Genomic DNA, 17,088 nt, shown 5'->3' with positions numbered 1-17,088 from the left:
CCCTCACCCCAGCATGCCGGGCGCGTAGCGGCTGCCGAGCGAGTAGCGGCTGCCGGCATAGATGAACTTGTTGACCGTCGCGACCGCCGCGCCCGACCAGGTGCGGCGGTGGAGAAGCAGGCAGGGTTCGCCCGCCGCGATCGCCAGATGGCCGGCGGTGGCATCGTCGGCGGCGACGGCCGAGATCACATGCTCGACCTCGGTCAGCGGCATCGCCCGGGTCAGATAGTCGTAGGTGGTGGTCGCCTGCACGAAATCCTGCCGGTGATAGTCGGGCGCAAGGTCGGCATTGACGAAGCGCTCCTCGAGCAGAACGGGGACGTCGTTCTCGCAGTGGACGACGATCGAATGGGAGATCGGGCGGCTCCCGTCGAATTCGAAAGCCGCGATCAACCCGGCCGACGGCTCGGCAATCTTCTCAATGAGCACGACCTTCGCCGAATAACGGCTGCCGCGCGCACGGATCTCGTCGGCAATGTCGATGATCTCGATCAGCGCCGATTGCGGCTTGGGCGGCGCGACGAAGGTGCCAACGCCCTGGATGCGCAGGAGATAGCCCTCGGACGTCAGTTCGCGCAGAGCGCGGTTGACCGTCATGCGCGAGACGCCGAGCGCGGTGACCAACTCGTTTTCTGAAGGCAGCCGCTGGTCCTTCGACCATTCGCCGCTGCCGATGTTCTTCAAGACATAGTCCTTGACCTGCTCGTAGAGCGGGCTCGCCGCCTCCGGCAGGCCGTTGGCGGGTCGTCTCGGCCGGTCGTCCATGGTCATTCGGGCCCTCCGATGCGGACGATCGTCTTCAGGCCCCTGCTCTCTCCGGCGATCAGCCGCTGATAGGCTTCCGGTATGTCTTCGATGCCGATCTCGCGATCGATCAGCGGACGCAGCACCGGCGCCAGCGGGCCGAGCATCGCGACGGCCTCGGGCAGTTCGTCCTGGAAGACGTGGCAGCCGAGCAAGGCGATCTCGCGCTCGACCAGCAAATTGGGGTCGAGGTCGAGCCGGCCGTGCGCGATGCCGACGAGCGCGAGCGACCCGCCGCCCGCGATCAGGTCGAGCAGCGTGGTGACCACACCGACGCTTCCCGTGGCGTCGATCGCGTGAAGAAGCGCCTTGCCGGACAATGCCTTGCCGATCGGAGCGGCGTCGAGGTCCACGATCGTTGCGTCCGTCGCCTCGGCCACCCTGGCGGCACGCTCCCGGTTGCGGTCGGCGACCAGCAGGGGCCCCTCATGCAATCGAGAGAGCAGCACCGCCGCCAGGCCGCCGATCGGCCCGCAGCCGGCCACCAGCACCGGTTCGCCTTTGCTGGGAGCGAGGCGGCGCACGGCGTGCAGCGCCACCGCCAGCGGCTCGGCCATCGCGGCAACGGCCGGATCGAGGCCGGGATCGTGCCGCAGCACGAGACGCGCCGGCAATTCGACCTCCTCCGCGAAACCGCCGTCGCAGACCTCGCCGACGAAACCGAGCTTCGCGCAGACATTCCGGCGGCCGCCCCGGCATGCCGGGCAAACGCCGCACCAGAAGCGGGAATCGGCGACGACGGTATCGCCTATCGCGAGATCGGTGACACCGGGGGCGAGCGCCGCGACGACGCCGGCGAATTCGTGGCCGGCAACGCTGGGCGCACGGCTGATCCATTGGCCCGTACGGAAATTGTGAATGTCGGAACCGCAGATACCGGCTGCCGTCACACGCAGGCGCACATTGCCGGGCTCGGGTTCGCCCGGGGCCGGGATATGCTCGACGCGCAGATCGCCCGCCGCATGGAGACGCGCGGCTTTCATGGGGAGGTTTCCTGGTGACTATGGTTGAGGTGGAAGCGGAGGGTACCCCTCATCCGTCCGCGCTTCGCGCGGCCACCTTCTCCCACAAGGGGAGAAGGGAACGCCCGCAGCAAGGCCTCGGCCAATCGCCGACGGTGGTGATTTGCAGGGCCGGCGAAGCCAGGCTCCGGCCTTCTCCCCTTGTGGGAAAAGGTGGCCTCGCGAAGCGAGGTCGGATGAGGGGTAAGATGGCGCCGGTTGCCCCGATCTGGGCACCCATCCAGCAACGGCGGCGACCAACACCCGGAACGCAACGCCCAGCCCACCCGAGACACCTGCCTTGTCCTCCCACCCGACCGTCGCGCCATCGCCCCCTCACCTCCCCAGATACGCATCCCGCACCGGCGACACCGCGTGTTCGTGGGAAGAGAACCCCTCATAACGCGCCAGCGTATGGGCGTGCCGCGCAAACTCCGGATAGGCGGATGCCGTCACATAGCCGATCGAGGAGCGCTTGACGAAGTCGGTGACCGACAGCGGCCCGTAGGTCCGCGCCCAGCGGCTGGTCGGCAGCACCGCGTTCGGCCCGAGACCGAAATTGCCGATGGCGACAGGCGTGTGCGGGCCCATCAGGATCTCGGCGGCTTCGGTGATGCGGCCGAGATGAGCGAAGGGATCGGTCGAGAGGATCTCCAGATGCTCCGGCGCATAGTCGTTGACGAAGCGATAGCTCTCCTCCAGCGACGGCGTCAGCACGATGCCGCCGAACTTGCCGGTCAGGACCGCCGTCGAGAAGGCCACGCGCTGCTCGGTCATGCGCGCCCAGTGTTCGGGCAGAGCCGCGAGCGCCTCCTCGGCGACACGCCTGACGTGGGTGACCAGATAGGCGGATGAATCCGGCCCGTGCTCGGCCTCGATCAAAAGGTCGAGCGCGGCAAGGCCGCCATGGACGCTGTCGTCGGCGAAGATGATCGCCTCGGAGGGGCCGGCCGGAAGGCCCGGATCGATCACGCCGGACAGCAGCCGCTTGGCCGCCACCACCCAAGGGCTGCCGGGGCCGACGATCTTGAGCGCAGGCTTCACCGTCTCGGTGCCATAGGCGACGGCGGCGACGGCCTGGGCGCCGCCGCATTTATAGACGGTCTCGACCCCGGCAAGACGCGCGGCGACCAGCGTCGCGGCATCGACCGTCCCGTCGGGTGCGGGCGGCGTGACGATGGCGATATCAGGGACGCCGGCCACCACGGCCGGCACCGCGGTCATCATCGTCACCGAGGGAAAGGCGCCCTTGCCGCGCGGAATATAGAGCGCGACGGAGCGGATCGGCGTGAAGCGGTCGCCGGCGAAGGCGCCGGGCCGCATCTCCTTCAGCCACATGGCTTCCGGCTTCTGCTCCTCGTGGAAACGCCTGATATTGTCGATGCCGAAGCGGATGGCCTCGATCACTTGCGCGTCGACCGCCTTGAAGGCGGCGTCGAACTCGGCCGGCGTCGCCTTCAGGCCGCCCGCCTTCAGGTCGGCCTTGTCGAGTTCGCGGCCGAAGCGCACGAGTGCGGCGTCGCCTTCGCTGCGCACGGCCTCGATGATCGGCCCGACCTTCTCGATGAAGCCGGAAAGGTCGGTCTCGGAGCGTTTCAGAAGGGTGGCGCGTTGGCCCTCATCCAGCTTTTCGAGTTCATGGAACGATACGTCTGCCATGGGAGGCTCCTTTCCGCCCGGCCGCGGCGGACACGCGGCCGTCATTTCGATTTGAGGAAGATGTCGAGGCCGACCAGCCGGTCGAGCAGGAAGATCGCCGCCGCGGCGGAGGCGATGAAGACGACAGAGATCGCGGCGAGGTCGGGCGTGATGATCGACCGGATGGAGTTGTAGATCTGGACCGGCAGGGTGACAATGCGCGCGTCGACCAGGAGCAGGCTGACCAGGAATTCGTTGAGCGCCAGGATGAACATCAGCAGCGACCCGCTGATGACGCCGGGCATGACCGCCGGCAGCGTGACCGAGAAGAAGGTCTGCAAGGGCGGCGCTCCGCAATTGGCGGCGGCGAGCTCGAGATCGGGATCCAATGCCGAGGCGCTCGCCGTGACCGCCCAGATCATGAAGGGCAGGTTGATGACGCAGCAGGCGATGCCGACGGGCCAGAGCTGGCCGAGCACGCCGGCATTGCCGAACACCAGCATCAGGCCGATGCCCGAGCCGATCAACGGAATGGTGAAGGGAAGCAGGAGGTAGATCTGGAACGTCTTTTCGAAGCGGACCGCATATTTGGCGAGCGCGATGCCGGCCAGCGTGCCGACGGGGATCGCGACGATGGTGCAGACGGAAGCCACGAACAGTGTGCGCAGGAAGGCGTCGCGCAGATCGGTCGCCTGCGAGATCGCCGCATACCATTTCAGCGAGAACCCCTCGGGCGGGAAGGTGATGATGTTGCCTGCGGTGAAGGACGCGCCCAGCACGACGATGGTCGGCGCTGAGAGCGTGATCAGCGCGATCGCGACGAATATCCAGAGCGTGACGGTCTTGCTCAACGGGGCGTTCATCGGCGCGCCCTCCCCATGGCCAGCGTGCCGGCGCCGAAGAGCGTGAAGACCAGCCCGACCACCAGCGAACCGAGCGCCACCAGCATCAATGTCAGCGTGGCGCCGAGCCCCTGGTCGGAGGTGCGGAAGAACTGGTCGTAGATGGCGTTGGCGATGAAGTCCTGCGAGCCGCCGCCGAGGATGGCGGGGACGGCGAAGTCGGTGAGCGACAGCGTCACCACCACGAGCCCGGCACCGACGAAGCCAGGCCGCGCGAGCGGCAGCACGACATGGATGAAGGTTTTCACCCAGTTGGCGCCGAGCGAACCGGCCGCCGCCTCCAGTTCCTCCGGGATCGCCGTCAATGCCGGGGCGAGCATCAGCACGGCGAAGGGCAGCATGTACTGGACGAGGCCGAACAGCACGGCAGGATAGTTGTAGATCAGCCGCATCGGAGGAATGCCGACAAGCCCGAGGGCTTCGTTGACCATGCCCTGGTTGCCGAGGATGATCAGCCAGCCATAGGCGCGCACCACCTGGCCGATGAAGAAGGGCAGGAAGAGCGCGATGAGCAGGAATTTGCGCAGGCCGGGCGACGGCGTTCGCACCATCAGATAGGCATAGGGAAAAGCAAAGATCAGCGTCACTACCGTGACGATCACGGCGGCCATGAGGCTGCGGCCGGCGACGGCGGTGAAGAGCGGCTCCGACAGGGCCCTGCGATAATTGGCGAGCGAATAGTCCTCGGAGAAGAGGAAGGTCGTGGTGTCGAGCGTGCGCAGGCTGGCGTCGCCGATCTGGAAGAGGCCGAGCACGAGCAGGCCGACGAGAAGCACAGCCGGCGCGAGCAAGAGGTAAGGAACGGCCCCCTTGAAGGTGCCCGGCCAGATGAAGGCCGCGAAGCTCTCAAGCGCGTCCATGACGCGCCAGGTCAGGGGATAGGCAGTTCTGGCCGCACGCATGCCGAATTCCCGAGGTGCAAGGTCGATGACGGAGGGGCCGCCGCGGGCGGCGGCCCCTTTGCGATGGATCAGCCCTGCATGATGGCCTTGAATTTGGAGAACCAGTCGCTCTCGTTTTCGACCTGGATCTTCGAGGAGATGCGGATGAGGTGCTCGAAGTCCTCGGGCTTGGTCGGATAAGAGGGGTCGCCGACGAGGTCGGCCGGCGGCGTCAGCCCCGGCACCACGCCAGGCAGGCCGAGGCCGTCGAGCCAGACCTGCTGCGCTTCCTTCGTCAGTGCGTGATTGATGTATTGCTTGGCCCAGAACAACTCGTTCTCGGGAAGGCCCTTCGGGATCCACAACCCGTCCGTGTCGAACTTGGCGCCCTCCTCCGGCACGACCCATCTGATGTCGATGCCGTTCTTGCGCGCTTCGCGGGCGTTGGTCGAGATGGTGCAGGCCGCGTCGATCTCGCCCTTCTGGAACCAGGTGGTGAAATCCGGATCCTCGCCGAGCAGCGGCTGCTGCTCCTTCATCTTGGCGATGAAATCCCAGGCCGGCTGCATGTTGGCGGGAATGTCCTCGAGCTTGCCGCCGCCGGCCACCTGCGCCGGGAAATGGAAGCCGATGCCGTCATTGTAGAAGGCCAGCCGCCCCTTGAATTTCGGGTCGAGCAGGTCCTTCCAGGATTTCGGCGCGCCGTCCGGGAAGGCCTCGGGACGGTAGGCCAGCACATAGACATAGCCGTAGGTGTTGACGATCGGAAAGCCGTCGAGCCCGACCGGCTTGGCGAGATCGGTGACATTGGCGAGGTTGGGCAGATCGGACAGGTCCTCGGTGACGCCGCGCAGCGCCGATTTGGTGGCGTTGGTGGTGGTGTCCCAGTTGATGTGGATCGGGGGCACGCGCTTCTGCGCGACGGCGGCCCAGACCTTGGGCTGGATCTCATTGTCCTCGGTGAGGTCGTGACGGATGGCGATGCCGGTTTCCTTGGTGAAGCTGTCGGAGACCCCTGCCTTGAGGCTGTCGACCCAGCTTCCGCCCCAGGCGCGCACGATCAGTTCCTTCGGCTTTTCCGGCTCGGCGGCGTAGCCGCGCGAAACACCGAGCGCCGACAGGCCGGCGGCTCCTCCGAACGCGGCCGCTGCTTGCAGGAAGCTGCGGCGATCGAGTGACGGCATCGGGAATTTCGGGCCCTTCATCGTGATTCTCCTCTGGTTGGTCTCGGCTAGTTGTTGAAAATAAAAACATCCCGGGCGTTCCAGCCGACGAACACCCTGGCGCCGATGTCATGTTGCGTATGCCCCGCCGGGTCGTGATCGAAGACCCTCAGCACGTCGCCATCAAGCGCCGGCACGGCGATCTCATAGACGACGCGCTCGCCTTCGAAGATCGCGTCGGTCACCTCGCCGGCGAGCACGGTGGCGAGACCCGCCAGACGGCTCTCGTCCCCTGCAATGCGGATCTGCTCGGCACGGATCGCGCCCGATGCCTCCCGCCCTTCGACCGGCGGAGCGCGCCCGTCGCCGACCACCCCTGAAATCTCGACACCGCGGCTGGCCATCGAGACCGCGCCGCCGGAAACGGTGTCGACGATGCCCGGGATAAAATTGGTGACGCCGATGAAATTGGCGACGAAGGCGTTGCTCGGCTGGCGATAGGTCACGGCCGGCTGCGCCTTCTGCTGGATTTCGCCCTGATCCATGACGATGATCTCGTCGGAGACGACGAGCGCCTCGCGCTGATCGTGGGTGACGTTGATTGTGGTGACGCCGAGCTCGCGCTGGATACGCCGGAATTCCAGCTGCATTTCCTCGCGCAGCTTGCGGTCGAGGGCCGCGAGCGGTTCGTCGAGCAGCAGGAGATCTGGCTCGAAGACCAGGGCGCGGGCGATGGCGACGCGCTGCTGCTGGCCGCCGGAAAGTTCGTGGATGCGGCGGCCGCCATAGCCGCCGAGCTTCACGAGGTCGAGATAGCGGTCCACGCGCTCCGGAATGGCACGGGCATCCTGGCGGCGCATCCTCAGCGGAAAGGCGACGTTCTCCGCCGCCGTCATATGCGGGAACAGCGCCAGCTTCTGGAACACCATGCCGATCGAGCGCTTGTGCGGCGGCACCGCGCTGACCGCCTGGCCGTTGATGAAGATCTCGCCGGCGGAGGGTTTCTGGAAGCCGGCGATCATGCGCAGCAGGGTCGTCTTGCCGGAACCGGACGGGCCGAGGATGGTCAGGAAACGGCCCCTCGGCAGGTCGAAGGAGGCGTCCTTCACCGCATGGAAACCGTTGAACTCCATGCCGACGCCGCGTGCGGACACCGCTACGTCATGTGTGGAAACCGCCCGGTCACGTGCCGCGACCACCACGTCGCGCGCCGTGCCCGTCGCGTCGGGCTCGCCAGCACGTTCCATTGAGGCGGCAACCCTGGAAGCATCCGGCATTCGTTTCCCCTCGCCGACCATCGGGCGATGCCCTCGTTTCCAAACAGATCAGATCGAGGCGAGATAGCCGCCATCGATCGGAATGCAATGGCCGGTCACATAGGACGACGCCGCGCTCGCCAGGAAGACCACCGCACCGCCGATATCCTCCATGGCGCCGAAGCGGCGCTGCGGGATCTTGGCCAGCATGGTCTGCTGCCATTCGGGATCGCGGTAGAAGGCGTCGGTCATGCCGGTGTGGAAATAGCCGGGCGCGATCGCATTCACGCGGATGCCGTGCTGGGCCCACTCGGCGGCGAGCGCCCTCGTCATGCCCATCAGTCCCGATTTCGACGAGCCATAGGGCGTGGCGGTGGGAATGCCGACATAGGAGGTGAGCGAGCAGAGATTGATGATGGCGCCGCCCTGGCCGGCTTCCGTCATGCGCCGCGCGGCGGCCTGGGCGCAGAAGAAGGCGCCCTTGAGGTTGGTCGAGACGACCCGATCCCACAGACCTTCGTCGACATCGAGCGAGGGGCGGACCTCCTCATGTCCGGCATTGTTGACGAGTATGTCGAGCCCGCCCAGCGCCTCGGCGCAGGCTGCGATCACGACGCCGCAGCGTGCGGTATCGGTGACGTCGAGCGCCGCGGTCACCGCCTTGCGACCCAACGCCGTCAGGCGCGACACGGTCTCATTGAGCGTGCCCTCGTCACGGGCGGTGATCGCCACGTCGGCGCCTGCGCCGGCGAGCGCCTCGGCGATCGCCTGGCCGATGCCGCGGTTGCCGCCCGTCACCAGCGCCTTGCGGCCCGTCAGATCGAAGATGGACGGCGCTGTCATGCCGGCGTCCCCCAATGGCTGCGCTTGGCCGCCGGAACGCGGCCGGCAGAGACTGGAACATGTTTGCCGGCAGTTGTCTATACATCCCTATACAATTTCGGATTCCGGAAGGACGGAGCCTCTGGACGATCAGCGGGGGGCTGGCCGACGAGGTTCCCGGTAAAACACCATGCCGGCGTGATGAAGCACGCCGTCGCGGAAATCGCCATCGGCGGTGAAGCCGGTGTCGTCGGCATATTCGATATGGTCGCCCTCCAGCCAGTAGCGCCCCCGATAGGAGCTTTTCCATTTGCCGCGTGTCTCCTCGTAGCGTCCATCGGGCAACAACTCGTGACGGACCTGGCCGTCCGCCGTCACCCAGACGCCGACATGGGAACGGACTTTCGCGTGCAAGCCCGTTCGGCCCGTCTCCTGGATTGAACGGGAAGCGCCGCGGTCCGTATCCGGACCGACGGCGAACGCAGCCACGGTGATGAACGCCGCGACGAAAGCGATCCAAGGCATCGCCCTCGCTGCCAGGGACGGAAAACGTCCGGGCATATTACTAACCGTTCATCGTCCGCTTGGGATCGGTGCGTCCGCGCAGCACGCGTTCGATCGCGGAAAGCACGGCCCGCGCGGAACGGCGGCGTGGTGTCGGGGCGCTCGGAACGACACGCCTGACGATTTGGGTTGGATAGAGATTCATGATGTCGCTCCCATGTTGGAGCCGCCTCTGGGACCGGCTCGATTGGAACGAGGCGACAATGCCTCGCCAAGGTCCGGGAGCGGTAGACCAGACCTCCGGGATGATTGCACAAAAATCCGAAAGATGCAGATTGACCGTTGTCTGGGACGGCACCTTGCATATCTGACGGACAAGGGCGGAACCCCAGGGGTGACGCCGACATCCGGTCGGAGAAAACGATATGCAGCAGATCGCGGAACTCGCCCAGATCATCGATCAATGGACCGAAGGGGACGGCGTCACTCCGACGGCGGTCCCGCGCCTCTCGATGGCCCGCGCATCCAAGATCACCGAGCCGATGCACGGCATGCACCAGCCTGCCTTCTGCGTGATCGCGCAGGGCAGAAAGCAGGTTATGGTCGGCGATCGCGTCTATGTCTATGGACCCTCGCATCATCTTGTGGTGACGGTCGATGTGCCCGTCGTCGGCCAGGTGATCGAGGCCAGTCCCGAAGAGCCCTATCTCAGCCTCAAGCTCGAACTCGATACTTCCATCGTTGCGGAACTGATGCTCGCCATGGGCATGTCCGACGAGGCCGCACGACCGGAACGTCTCTGCATGGCGCTGAATCCGACTGCGCCGGAGCTGATCGACGCCGTGCTGCGGCTAGCACGATTGCTCGATAGTCCACGCGACATCGCGGTGCTGGCGCCGATGGCGGAACGCGAGATCCTCTACCGCCTGCTTCTTGGCGATCAGGCGGCCCTGCTGCGGCAGATCGCGACCGGTGACAGCAGCACGAGACAGGTCAGCCGCGCGATCGGCTGGATCAAGCAGAATTTCAAGAAGCCGTTCAGCATCGAGGCCGTGGCGATGGAGGCACGCATGAGCACGTCGTCGCTGCACGCGCATTTCAAGGACGTTACCGGCTTGAGCCCGCTGCAGTACCAGAAGCAACTCCGGCTCCAGGAAGCAAGGCGACTGATTCTCAGCCAGTCGCTCGATGCCGCCATTGCCGGTCATTCCGTCGGCTATGACAGCCCTTCCCAGTTCAGCCGGGAATACAGCCGACTGTTCGGAGCCCCGCCGCTGAAGGACATCCAGCGGCTGAGGCAATCACCCGAACGCTACGCGGAGGGGTGAGCGTCCGCTCGCCTTCCGACAGCCGCCGGGCCTAAGGGATTCCGAAAAATAAGCGAAACGACGCCATGAGGGACCGTCTGGATCGCATGCTCTTCCGAGTTTCCCAAGTTGGCCCGGCATTCGTCGCGGCGACGCTTGGCCGGAACCGCTCAGGCGTTGGCGCCGCCGTCGATCGTGAACTCGGCTCCGGTGATGCCGCCCGCTTCCGCGCCGGACAGATAGGCGACCATGGCGGCGACGTCGCCGGTATCGCCGAAATGCGGGATCGCCATCAGTGAGCGCTGGCCATCCGCCATCGGGCCGCGGGCCGGGTTCATCTCGGTATCCGTCGGGCCGGGATGGATCACGTTGACGGTTATCCCCCGGGAGCCCAGATCCCGCGCCAGCCCTTTCGTCATGCCGATCAGCGCGGCCTTGCTCAGCGAATAGAGGCTCAAGCCGGGGCCTGGCACGCGCACGGCGAGGTTGCTGCCGATCGAGACGATGCGGCCGCCCTTTCCCATATGCCGGGCCGCCGCCCGTGCCGCGAGGAACGGCGCACGCAGATTGACGGCAACCGTTTCCTCGAAGTCCGCCCGTGTCAGTTCATCGATCGGACCGACCTGGAAGACACCGGCATTGTTGACCAGGATATCGAGCCGGCCGAGCCTCTCGACCGTCGTCGCGACTGCGGCCTCGACGGCGTCGGCGTCGAGATTGTCCGCCTTGATCGCCAGGCCGCGCCGGCCGGCGGCCTCGATGTCGCCCACCACCTGCCCGGCCCGCTCCGGCGAGCGCGCATAGGTGATCGCCACATCGGCGCCCTCGGTCGCCAACCGATGCGCAGTCGCCGCGCCGATGCCGCGGCTGCCGCCGGTCACAAGGGCCACTTTTCCGTCCAGACGAGACATGTCCATCTCCATTTATGTATCGGTTGATACATATTTCATGACAGCCTTGTCGGATGGGGTCAACAGGTTTATTTATCAGTCACTACAAAAAAGAGAGAGCCATGGCGGAAAGAGGCAGGCCGCGAAGCTTCGACCGGGATATGGCGCTGCGGCGCGCGATGGAAGTGTTCTGGGCGAAAGGATACGACAACACGTCGCTGGCGGATCTGACGGCGGCGATGGGCATCAATGCGCCCAGCCTCTATGCGGCCTTCGGCTCAAAAGAGGAACTTTTCAACGAGGCGGTCGTGCTCTACGGCAAGACCGAAGGCACGGAGATCTGGGACGCCCTCACCGTGGCGCCGACGGCCAGGGAGGCGATATCGGGCTATCTGCACGCGACCGCCATGTCCTTCACGCAACCGGGCAAGCCGCAAGGCTGCCTGATCGTGCTCGGCGCCCTCCACATGTCAGGCAGCAATGCCGGCATCTGCGACGCGCTGAAGCGCATCCGCTCCGAGAACGTCGAGAGCTTGCGGGAAAGGCTCGACAAGGCGATCGCGGCAGGCGAACTGCCAGACGGGATCGACAGCGCCGCGGTGGCGCAGTTCTACGCGACGGTGCAGCAGGGCATGTCGATCCAGGCACGCGACGGCGCGAGCCGCGATATGCTCGATGCCGTTGCCGACGGCGCCATGGCCGCCTGGGACCGGCTCACTTCAGGAACTTGACCCACTCTTCCTGGGGCGCCCGCTCCGTGCGGAAATTGTTCTCGGGCTTGGAGGTGTCCTCATAGCCGAGCGCCATGCCGCACACCAGGATCTCCTCCTCGGCCATGCCGAGCACGGGGCGGATCTGGTTGTGATAGGGCGCGAAGGCAGCCTGCGGGCAGGTGTGCAGGCCCCTGCCCCGCGCGGCGATCATTATGTTTTCGAGGAACATGCCGAGATCGATCCAGGATCCCTGGTTCAGCCGGCGGTCGATGGTGAAGATCATGCCGACCGGCGCGTCGAAAAACAGGAAGTTCCGGTCGTGCTGCTCGCGCATCCGGTCGACCTCGCGCCGGCCGATGCCGAGGGAGGAATAAAGGCCGAAACCGACGGAGCGCCGGCGCGTCAGATAGGGCTCGAAGAACTGGTCGGGATAATATTTGTACTCATCCCAGGCTGCCTTTTCGGCCCGGATGCCCGAATTGAGGATCGCGTCGGAGATCTGGTCCTTGACCTGCCCCGTCGTCACGTAGACCCGCCACGGCTGCATGTTGGTGCCCGAGGGCGCGCGCGACGCCACATCCAGAATGTCGCGAATCATCGCTTCGTCGACAGGGTCCGGCAGGAAGGCGCGCACCGACCGCCGCGACGTGATCGCTTCATCGACGATCGCCGTCTCATCAGGGATTTCGTTCTTTCTGTCCGGTGCCAGCATGGGCGGCGACTTTCCTCGGTCCGAGCCTGACATGGCTTTCGGCGGGCGAGCATTTGCATAAGCCGCTTTCGTCCCGCAAGCAAATCTTGCGCGACTCCATGAAATTCTGCTTGAAATTTTCACGAAACTGTCACAGATGAAATTCTATTCGTGTTTTTCATGGGACATGACGTGGCAGCCGACGCCATCCGGATCGATCATGAAGAGGCCCCGTCGGGCGCGATGCTGGCGGGCGACATCCGCGCATTGCGCAAGGCGCGCGGCCTGACGCTTTCGAAGATCGCGCTCAGGCTCGGCCGGTCGGTGGGATGGGTCAGCCAGGTGGAGCGCGGCCTCTCGGTGCCTTCCCTCGGCGACCTGCGCGCCTTCGCCGATCTTTTCGCGGTGCCCGTCAGCCTGTTCTTCGGCCACGAGGTTGCGAACGAGGCGGAACGCGGCGCGGTCGTTCGGGCCGGACGCCGCCGCTCGCTCGGCACGAGCGAATCCGGCCTGGTGGAAGAACTGCTCTCGCCGGATCTCGGCGGCAGTTTCGAATTGCTGCGCTCGGTGTTCGCGCCTGGCGCCGAACTGACGGAACCTGCCAACCGCCCCACCGAGGAGGCCGGCTACGTCGTTTCGGGACATTTCGACATCGAGATCGCGGGGACCTGGCATCGGCTGTCGGAAGGCGACAGCTTCCGATTCAGCGGCAAACCCTTCCGCTGGCGCAACCCCGGCGCGGAGCCGGCGGTCGTCATCTGGGTCGTATCGCCGCCGGTGTACTGAGAACAGGCGGCGCCGCCCGGCGGCGACGCAACGGGAGGAGGACATCATGGCCGGTTTGCCCGCCACAGCACGCGTGGTGATCATCGGCGGCGGCGCCGTCGGCGTCTCGTCGCTCTACCATCTGGCCAAGGCGGGCTGGACCGACTGCGTGCTTCTGGAGAAGAACGAACTCACCTCGGGCTCGACCTGGCATGCGGCCGGCAATGTGCCGACCTTCTCCTCATCGTGGTCGCTCATGAACATGCAACGCTATTCGGCCGAGCTCTATCGCGGGCTGGCACAGGCGGTCGACTATCCGATGAACTATCACGTCACCGGCTCGATCCGCCTCGCCCACACGGCGGAGCGGATGCAGGAATTCGAGCGCGTCGGGGGCATGGGCCGCTATCAGGGCATGGCGATCGACGTGATTGGGGTGGACGAGATCCGGCCGCGCTATCCCTTCATCGAGACGCATGACCTGAAGGGCGCGCTTTACGATCCGAGCGACGGCGACATCGACCCCGCCCAGCTCACCCAGGCGCTCGCCAAGGGCGCCCGCGACATGGGCGCCCGCATCGTGCGCTTCTGTCCGGTGACGGCGGTGAGACGCGACCGCGACGAGTGGGTCGTCACGACGCCGCAAGGCGAAATACGCTGCGAATATGTGGTCAATGCCGCAGGCTACCGCGCCGCCGAAGTCGGCAGGATGTTCGGCCGCGACGTACCCATGATGGTGATGAGCCATCAATACATCCTGTTCGACGAGATTCCCGAGCTCGCGGCCTGGACCCGCGAGAGCGGCCGGAAGCTGCCGCTGCTGCGCGACGTCGACACCTCATACTATCTGCGCCAGGAAAAGAACGGCATGAATCTCGGCCCCTATGAGCGCAACTGCCGCGCCCATTGGGCCGACCCCGGCGATCCGATGCCGGACGATTTCTCCTTCCAGCTCTTCCCCGACGATCTGGAGCGGCTGGAGCATTATCTCGCCGACGCCGCCGCGCGCGTCCCGATCCTCGGCACGGCCGGCCTGTCGAAGGTGATCAACGGGCCGATCCCCTACGCGCCCGACGGCAATCCCCTGATCGGCCCGATGCCCGGCGTGCCCAACGCCTTCGAAGCCTGCGTCTTCACCTTCGGCATCGCCCAGGCCGGCGGCGCCGGCAAGGTGCTGGCCGAGTGGGTGACCGAGGGCCGCACGGAATGGGACATGTGGAGCTGCGATCCGCGCCGCTTCACAGGCTTCGCCTCGGCCAAGGACTATGCGGTGGCCAAGGGCATGGAGGTCTATGGCCACGAATATGCGATCCATTTCCCGCGCCACGCCTGGCCGGCCGGCCGGAACCGGAAACTGTCGCCGATCCATGACCGCATCGCCGCACTTAACGCCCAGTTCAACGCCTATAACGGCTGGGAGCGCGCCACCTGGTATGCGCATTCCGGCGACGACGTCTCGGAAGCCTCGATCCAGACCTTCGCCCGCTCCGGTCCGTGGGAGAAGCGTATCCGCGAGGAATGCCTCGCGGTGCGCGACGCCGCCGGCATCCTCGACCTCCCGGGTTTTTCACGGTTCCGGCTGCAGGGCGACGGCGCGCGCGACTGGCTCTCCACCATGATCACCGGCGTCGTGCCGAAGCCAGGCCGCATCGGCCTCGGCTATTTCGCCGACGACCTGGGACGCATTGTCACCGAAATGTCGATCATGGCGGCCGACGAGGACTTCTTCTTCCTGATCACGGCCGCGGTCGCCGAATGGCACGATTTCGAATGGCTGAAGAACCATTTGCCCGAGGGCTCCGCGATCACGCTGGAGAATGCCACCGAAGCCTTCGCCTGCCAGATCCTGTCGGGGCCGAAATCGCGCGACATACTGGCCGAGGTGAGCGAGGCCGACCTGGCTCGGCCCTGGCTGTCGCACCAGTCAGTGCAGATTTCGGGGCGCTGGTGCCAGCTCGTGCGTATCTCCTTCGCCGGCGAGTTGGGCTGGGAAATCCACAGCAAGGTCGGTGACACCGCCGCGATATTCGACGCGGTCTGGGCGGCCGGGCAGAAACACGGGTTGAAGCCCTTCGGCATGTTCGCGCTCGACGCGCTGCGCCTGGAAAAGGGCTACCGCGCATGGAAACAGGACCTTTCGACCGACTACACGGTTCTGCAGGGCGGGCTCGACCGCTTCGTGAGGTGGGACAAACCCGCCTTCAAGGGCAAGGCGGCGCTGCTCAACGAAAGGCAGCAGGGCGTCGCAAAACGTTTCGTCACGCTGTTGGTCGAAGCCGGCGACTACGACGCGCCCTATATGTCGACGCTCTGGCACGATGGAAAAGTGGTCGGAGAGACGACATCGGGCGGCTGGGGTTACCGCATCGACCGCTCGATTGCGCTCGGCATGCTGCGCGCCGACCTGGCGACGCCGGGAACGGCAGTCGAAGTCGAGATCTTCGGCGTGCGCCATCCGGCGATCGTCCAGGAGGACAAGCCGCTGTGGGACCCGGAGAATCGGAGGCTGAGAAGCTGAGATGTTGTCGCGCGCTGGAGCACCCCTTGTATGAGGAAATCCTGCTATGGATGAGGAGTTGGCTCTGCAGGGGTGGCCACCCCTGCAGAGCCGGTCGATTGTCGGATCGGAAACCCCTGAGCCGTTGCTGGCTGAGGATGAGCGTGATCGCAGTCGACTTTCTTCATCGGACCCGGATGGTTGCTTGAACACCCTGGTTCGCATTAACGCAAGGTTGGGTCGACGAAGATGAACGATACTAGCATGAAATGCGCCGGTGTGGATGTCTCCAAGGCCAAGCTCGACGTTGCCGTTTTCGACGGGCAGCGTTTTGTGGAGACCAACGACGCCGCCGGCCACCGCCGGCTGGCGGCGCGGCTGACGGCGGCCGGGGTCGAACGGGTCGGCATGGAGGCGAGCGGCAACTACGAAGCCGCCGTCAGAGCGGCGCTCGAAGTGGTGGGCTTCGCGGTCAAGGTCTTCGATCCGCGTCAGGTCCACGGCTATCGCATCTTTCGCGGTCGCCGTGCCAAGAATGATGCGATCGATGCCCATCTGATCCTCGCCGCCACGGCGGCGCTGGGCAGCGGCGGCGCGGCGGCCGATCCGCGGCTGGCGGCCTTTCAGGAGCACATGACGCTGATCGACGCCCTCACCGACGACATTGCCCGGCACGAGACCCGGCGTGACCGCTTCAGCGATCCGGCGCATCGGCGCTACCTCGAGGCCGAGATCCGGCGGTTGAGCAAGCGCAAGTCCAAGGAGCTCGCCAAGCTCATTGCAAAGGTGAAGGCCCATGCCGATCTGGCCAAGCGGTTCGCCCTGCTGCTGAGCATCCCCGGCCTGGGCGAGATCACCGCCCTGGTCTTCGTCGTGCGCATGCCTGAACTCGGCCGCTTGAGCCGAGCCGAGGCGGCGGCGCTCGTCGGCGTGGCCCCCTTCGACCACGACAGTGGAACCCATGCCGGACAGCGCCGCATCGCGGGTGGACGCCGGCGGCTGCGCAAGGCCGTCTACATGGCGGCCTTCTCGGCCGCCAACCACTGGAACCCGATCCTCGTGGCCTTCAGGAAACGCCTGGTCGACGCGGGCAAGACCTACAAACAGGCGATCGTCGCTTGCGCCAGAAAGCTGGTCCACATGGCCAACGCTGTCCTCGCCAGAGGAACGCCGTGGAACCCTCAAAATGCCAGCGCCTGAATCATGGTTGCTCATCCGACCGCGCTTGCGCGCGGCCACCTTCTCCCACAAGGG

17 protein-coding genes are annotated in these 17,088 nt (G+C 65.8%); 5 read left to right on the top strand and 12 right to left on the bottom strand.

Annotation, left to right across the window (positions count from 1 at the left end; translation table 11 throughout):
- Positions 1-3 precede the first annotated feature (3 nt).
- From hutC to JN280_RS19820, 10 genes are all read right to left on the bottom strand, one after another.
- Positions 4-771, bottom strand: a complete 768-nt coding sequence (gene hutC, locus JN280_RS19865) for a histidine utilization repressor (protein ID WP_244741775.1) — start codon at positions 769-771, stop codon at positions 4-6.
- Positions 768-1,787, bottom strand: a complete 1,020-nt coding sequence (locus JN280_RS19860) for a zinc-dependent alcohol dehydrogenase (RefSeq protein ID WP_202304458.1) — start codon at positions 1,785-1,787, stop codon at positions 768-770. The genes hutC and JN280_RS19860 overlap by 4 nt, the downstream gene beginning before the upstream one ends.
- 354 nt (positions 1,788-2,141) lie before the next feature.
- The gene (hisD, locus tag JN280_RS19855; RefSeq protein ID WP_202304457.1) at positions 2,142-3,464 is read right to left on the bottom strand and encodes a histidinol dehydrogenase; all 1,323 of its coding nucleotides are present in this window, start codon (positions 3,462-3,464) and stop codon (positions 2,142-2,144) included.
- Positions 3,465-3,505: 41 nt separating this feature from the next.
- A complete protein-coding gene (locus tag JN280_RS19850; RefSeq protein ID WP_202304456.1) occupies positions 3,506-4,306 on the bottom strand; it encodes an ABC transporter permease in 801 nt (266 codons plus the stop codon).
- On the bottom strand, positions 4,303-5,247 hold the full coding sequence (locus JN280_RS19845; RefSeq protein WP_202304454.1) for an ABC transporter permease: 945 nt from the start codon (positions 5,245-5,247) through the stop codon (positions 4,303-4,305). Before JN280_RS19845 ends, JN280_RS19850 begins: the two co-directional genes overlap by 4 nt.
- A gap of 68 nt (positions 5,248-5,315) precedes the next feature.
- Entirely contained in the window at positions 5,316-6,431 is a 1,116-nt protein-coding gene (locus JN280_RS19840) for an ABC transporter substrate-binding protein (RefSeq protein WP_202304453.1), read from the bottom strand.
- Positions 6,432-6,457: 26 nt separating this feature from the next.
- Positions 6,458-7,636 carry an ABC transporter ATP-binding protein gene (locus JN280_RS19835; protein ID WP_202314906.1) on the bottom strand — a complete coding sequence of 393 codons (1,179 nt, stop codon included), beginning with the start codon at positions 7,634-7,636 and terminating at the stop codon, positions 6,458-6,460.
- Positions 7,637-7,714: 78 nt separating this feature from the next.
- Positions 7,715-8,488, bottom strand: a complete 774-nt coding sequence (locus tag JN280_RS19830) for an SDR family NAD(P)-dependent oxidoreductase (RefSeq protein ID WP_202304451.1) — start codon at positions 8,486-8,488, stop codon at positions 7,715-7,717.
- Positions 8,489-8,617: 129 nt separating this feature from the next.
- Complete coding sequence (locus tag JN280_RS19825) at positions 8,618-8,992, bottom strand: Atu4866 domain-containing protein (RefSeq protein ID WP_202304448.1); 375 nt, start codon at positions 8,990-8,992, stop codon at positions 8,618-8,620.
- A 40-nt stretch (positions 8,993-9,032) separates the two neighbouring features.
- Positions 9,033-9,176, bottom strand: a complete 144-nt coding sequence (locus JN280_RS19820; RefSeq protein WP_202304446.1) for a hypothetical protein — start codon at positions 9,174-9,176, stop codon at positions 9,033-9,035.
- A gap of 220 nt (positions 9,177-9,396) precedes the next feature.
- On the opposite strand from JN280_RS19820, the gene JN280_RS19815 reads away from it, so the two are divergent.
- Positions 9,397-10,299, top strand: coding sequence for an AraC family transcriptional regulator (locus tag JN280_RS19815; protein WP_202304444.1), 903 nt, complete (start codon positions 9,397-9,399; stop codon positions 10,297-10,299).
- Between the two features lie 149 nt (positions 10,300-10,448).
- Here the strand turns inward: JN280_RS19815 and JN280_RS19810 are convergent, their stop codons facing one another.
- Positions 10,449-11,195: an SDR family NAD(P)-dependent oxidoreductase gene (locus JN280_RS19810; protein WP_202314905.1), complete on the bottom strand. Its 747-nt coding sequence runs from the start codon at positions 11,193-11,195 to the stop codon at positions 10,449-10,451.
- Positions 11,196-11,290: 95 nt separating this feature from the next.
- Between JN280_RS19810 and JN280_RS19805 the strand changes: the two genes are divergently transcribed.
- Positions 11,291-11,899 (top strand): TetR/AcrR family transcriptional regulator, encoded by a 609-nt coding sequence (locus tag JN280_RS19805; RefSeq protein ID WP_202304442.1) that lies wholly within the window; start codon positions 11,291-11,293, stop codon positions 11,897-11,899.
- Here JN280_RS19805 and JN280_RS19800 read toward each other — a convergent pair.
- A complete protein-coding gene (locus JN280_RS19800; RefSeq protein WP_202304440.1) occupies positions 11,883-12,593 on the bottom strand; it encodes a nitroreductase in 711 nt (236 codons plus the stop codon). The two genes, JN280_RS19805 and JN280_RS19800, sit on opposite strands and share 17 nt — an antisense overlap.
- 222 nt (positions 12,594-12,815) lie before the next feature.
- On the opposite strand from JN280_RS19800, the gene JN280_RS19795 reads away from it, so the two are divergent.
- The 3 genes from JN280_RS19795 to JN280_RS19785 all read left to right on the top strand — a co-directional run bounded on the left by JN280_RS19795 (position 12,816) and on the right by JN280_RS19785 (position 17,034).
- Entirely contained in the window at positions 12,816-13,358 is a 543-nt protein-coding gene (locus tag JN280_RS19795; protein WP_202314904.1) for a helix-turn-helix domain-containing protein, read from the top strand.
- 46 nt (positions 13,359-13,404) lie between these two features.
- A complete protein-coding gene (locus JN280_RS19790) occupies positions 13,405-15,855 on the top strand; it encodes a GcvT family protein (protein WP_202304437.1) in 2,451 nt (816 codons plus the stop codon).
- A gap of 228 nt (positions 15,856-16,083) precedes the next feature.
- A complete protein-coding gene (locus JN280_RS19785) occupies positions 16,084-17,034 on the top strand; it encodes an IS110 family transposase (RefSeq protein WP_202304435.1) in 951 nt (316 codons plus the stop codon).
- The last annotated feature ends 54 nt before the right edge of the window (positions 17,035-17,088 follow it).

The sequence above is a fragment of the Mesorhizobium sp. L-8-10 genome (assembly GCF_016756635.1).
In the GTDB taxonomy this organism is placed as follows: Bacteria; Pseudomonadota; Alphaproteobacteria; order Rhizobiales; family Rhizobiaceae.
The sequence above is the reverse complement of the archived record's forward strand: the minus strand, read 5'-3'. Positions and strand labels throughout refer to the sequence as shown.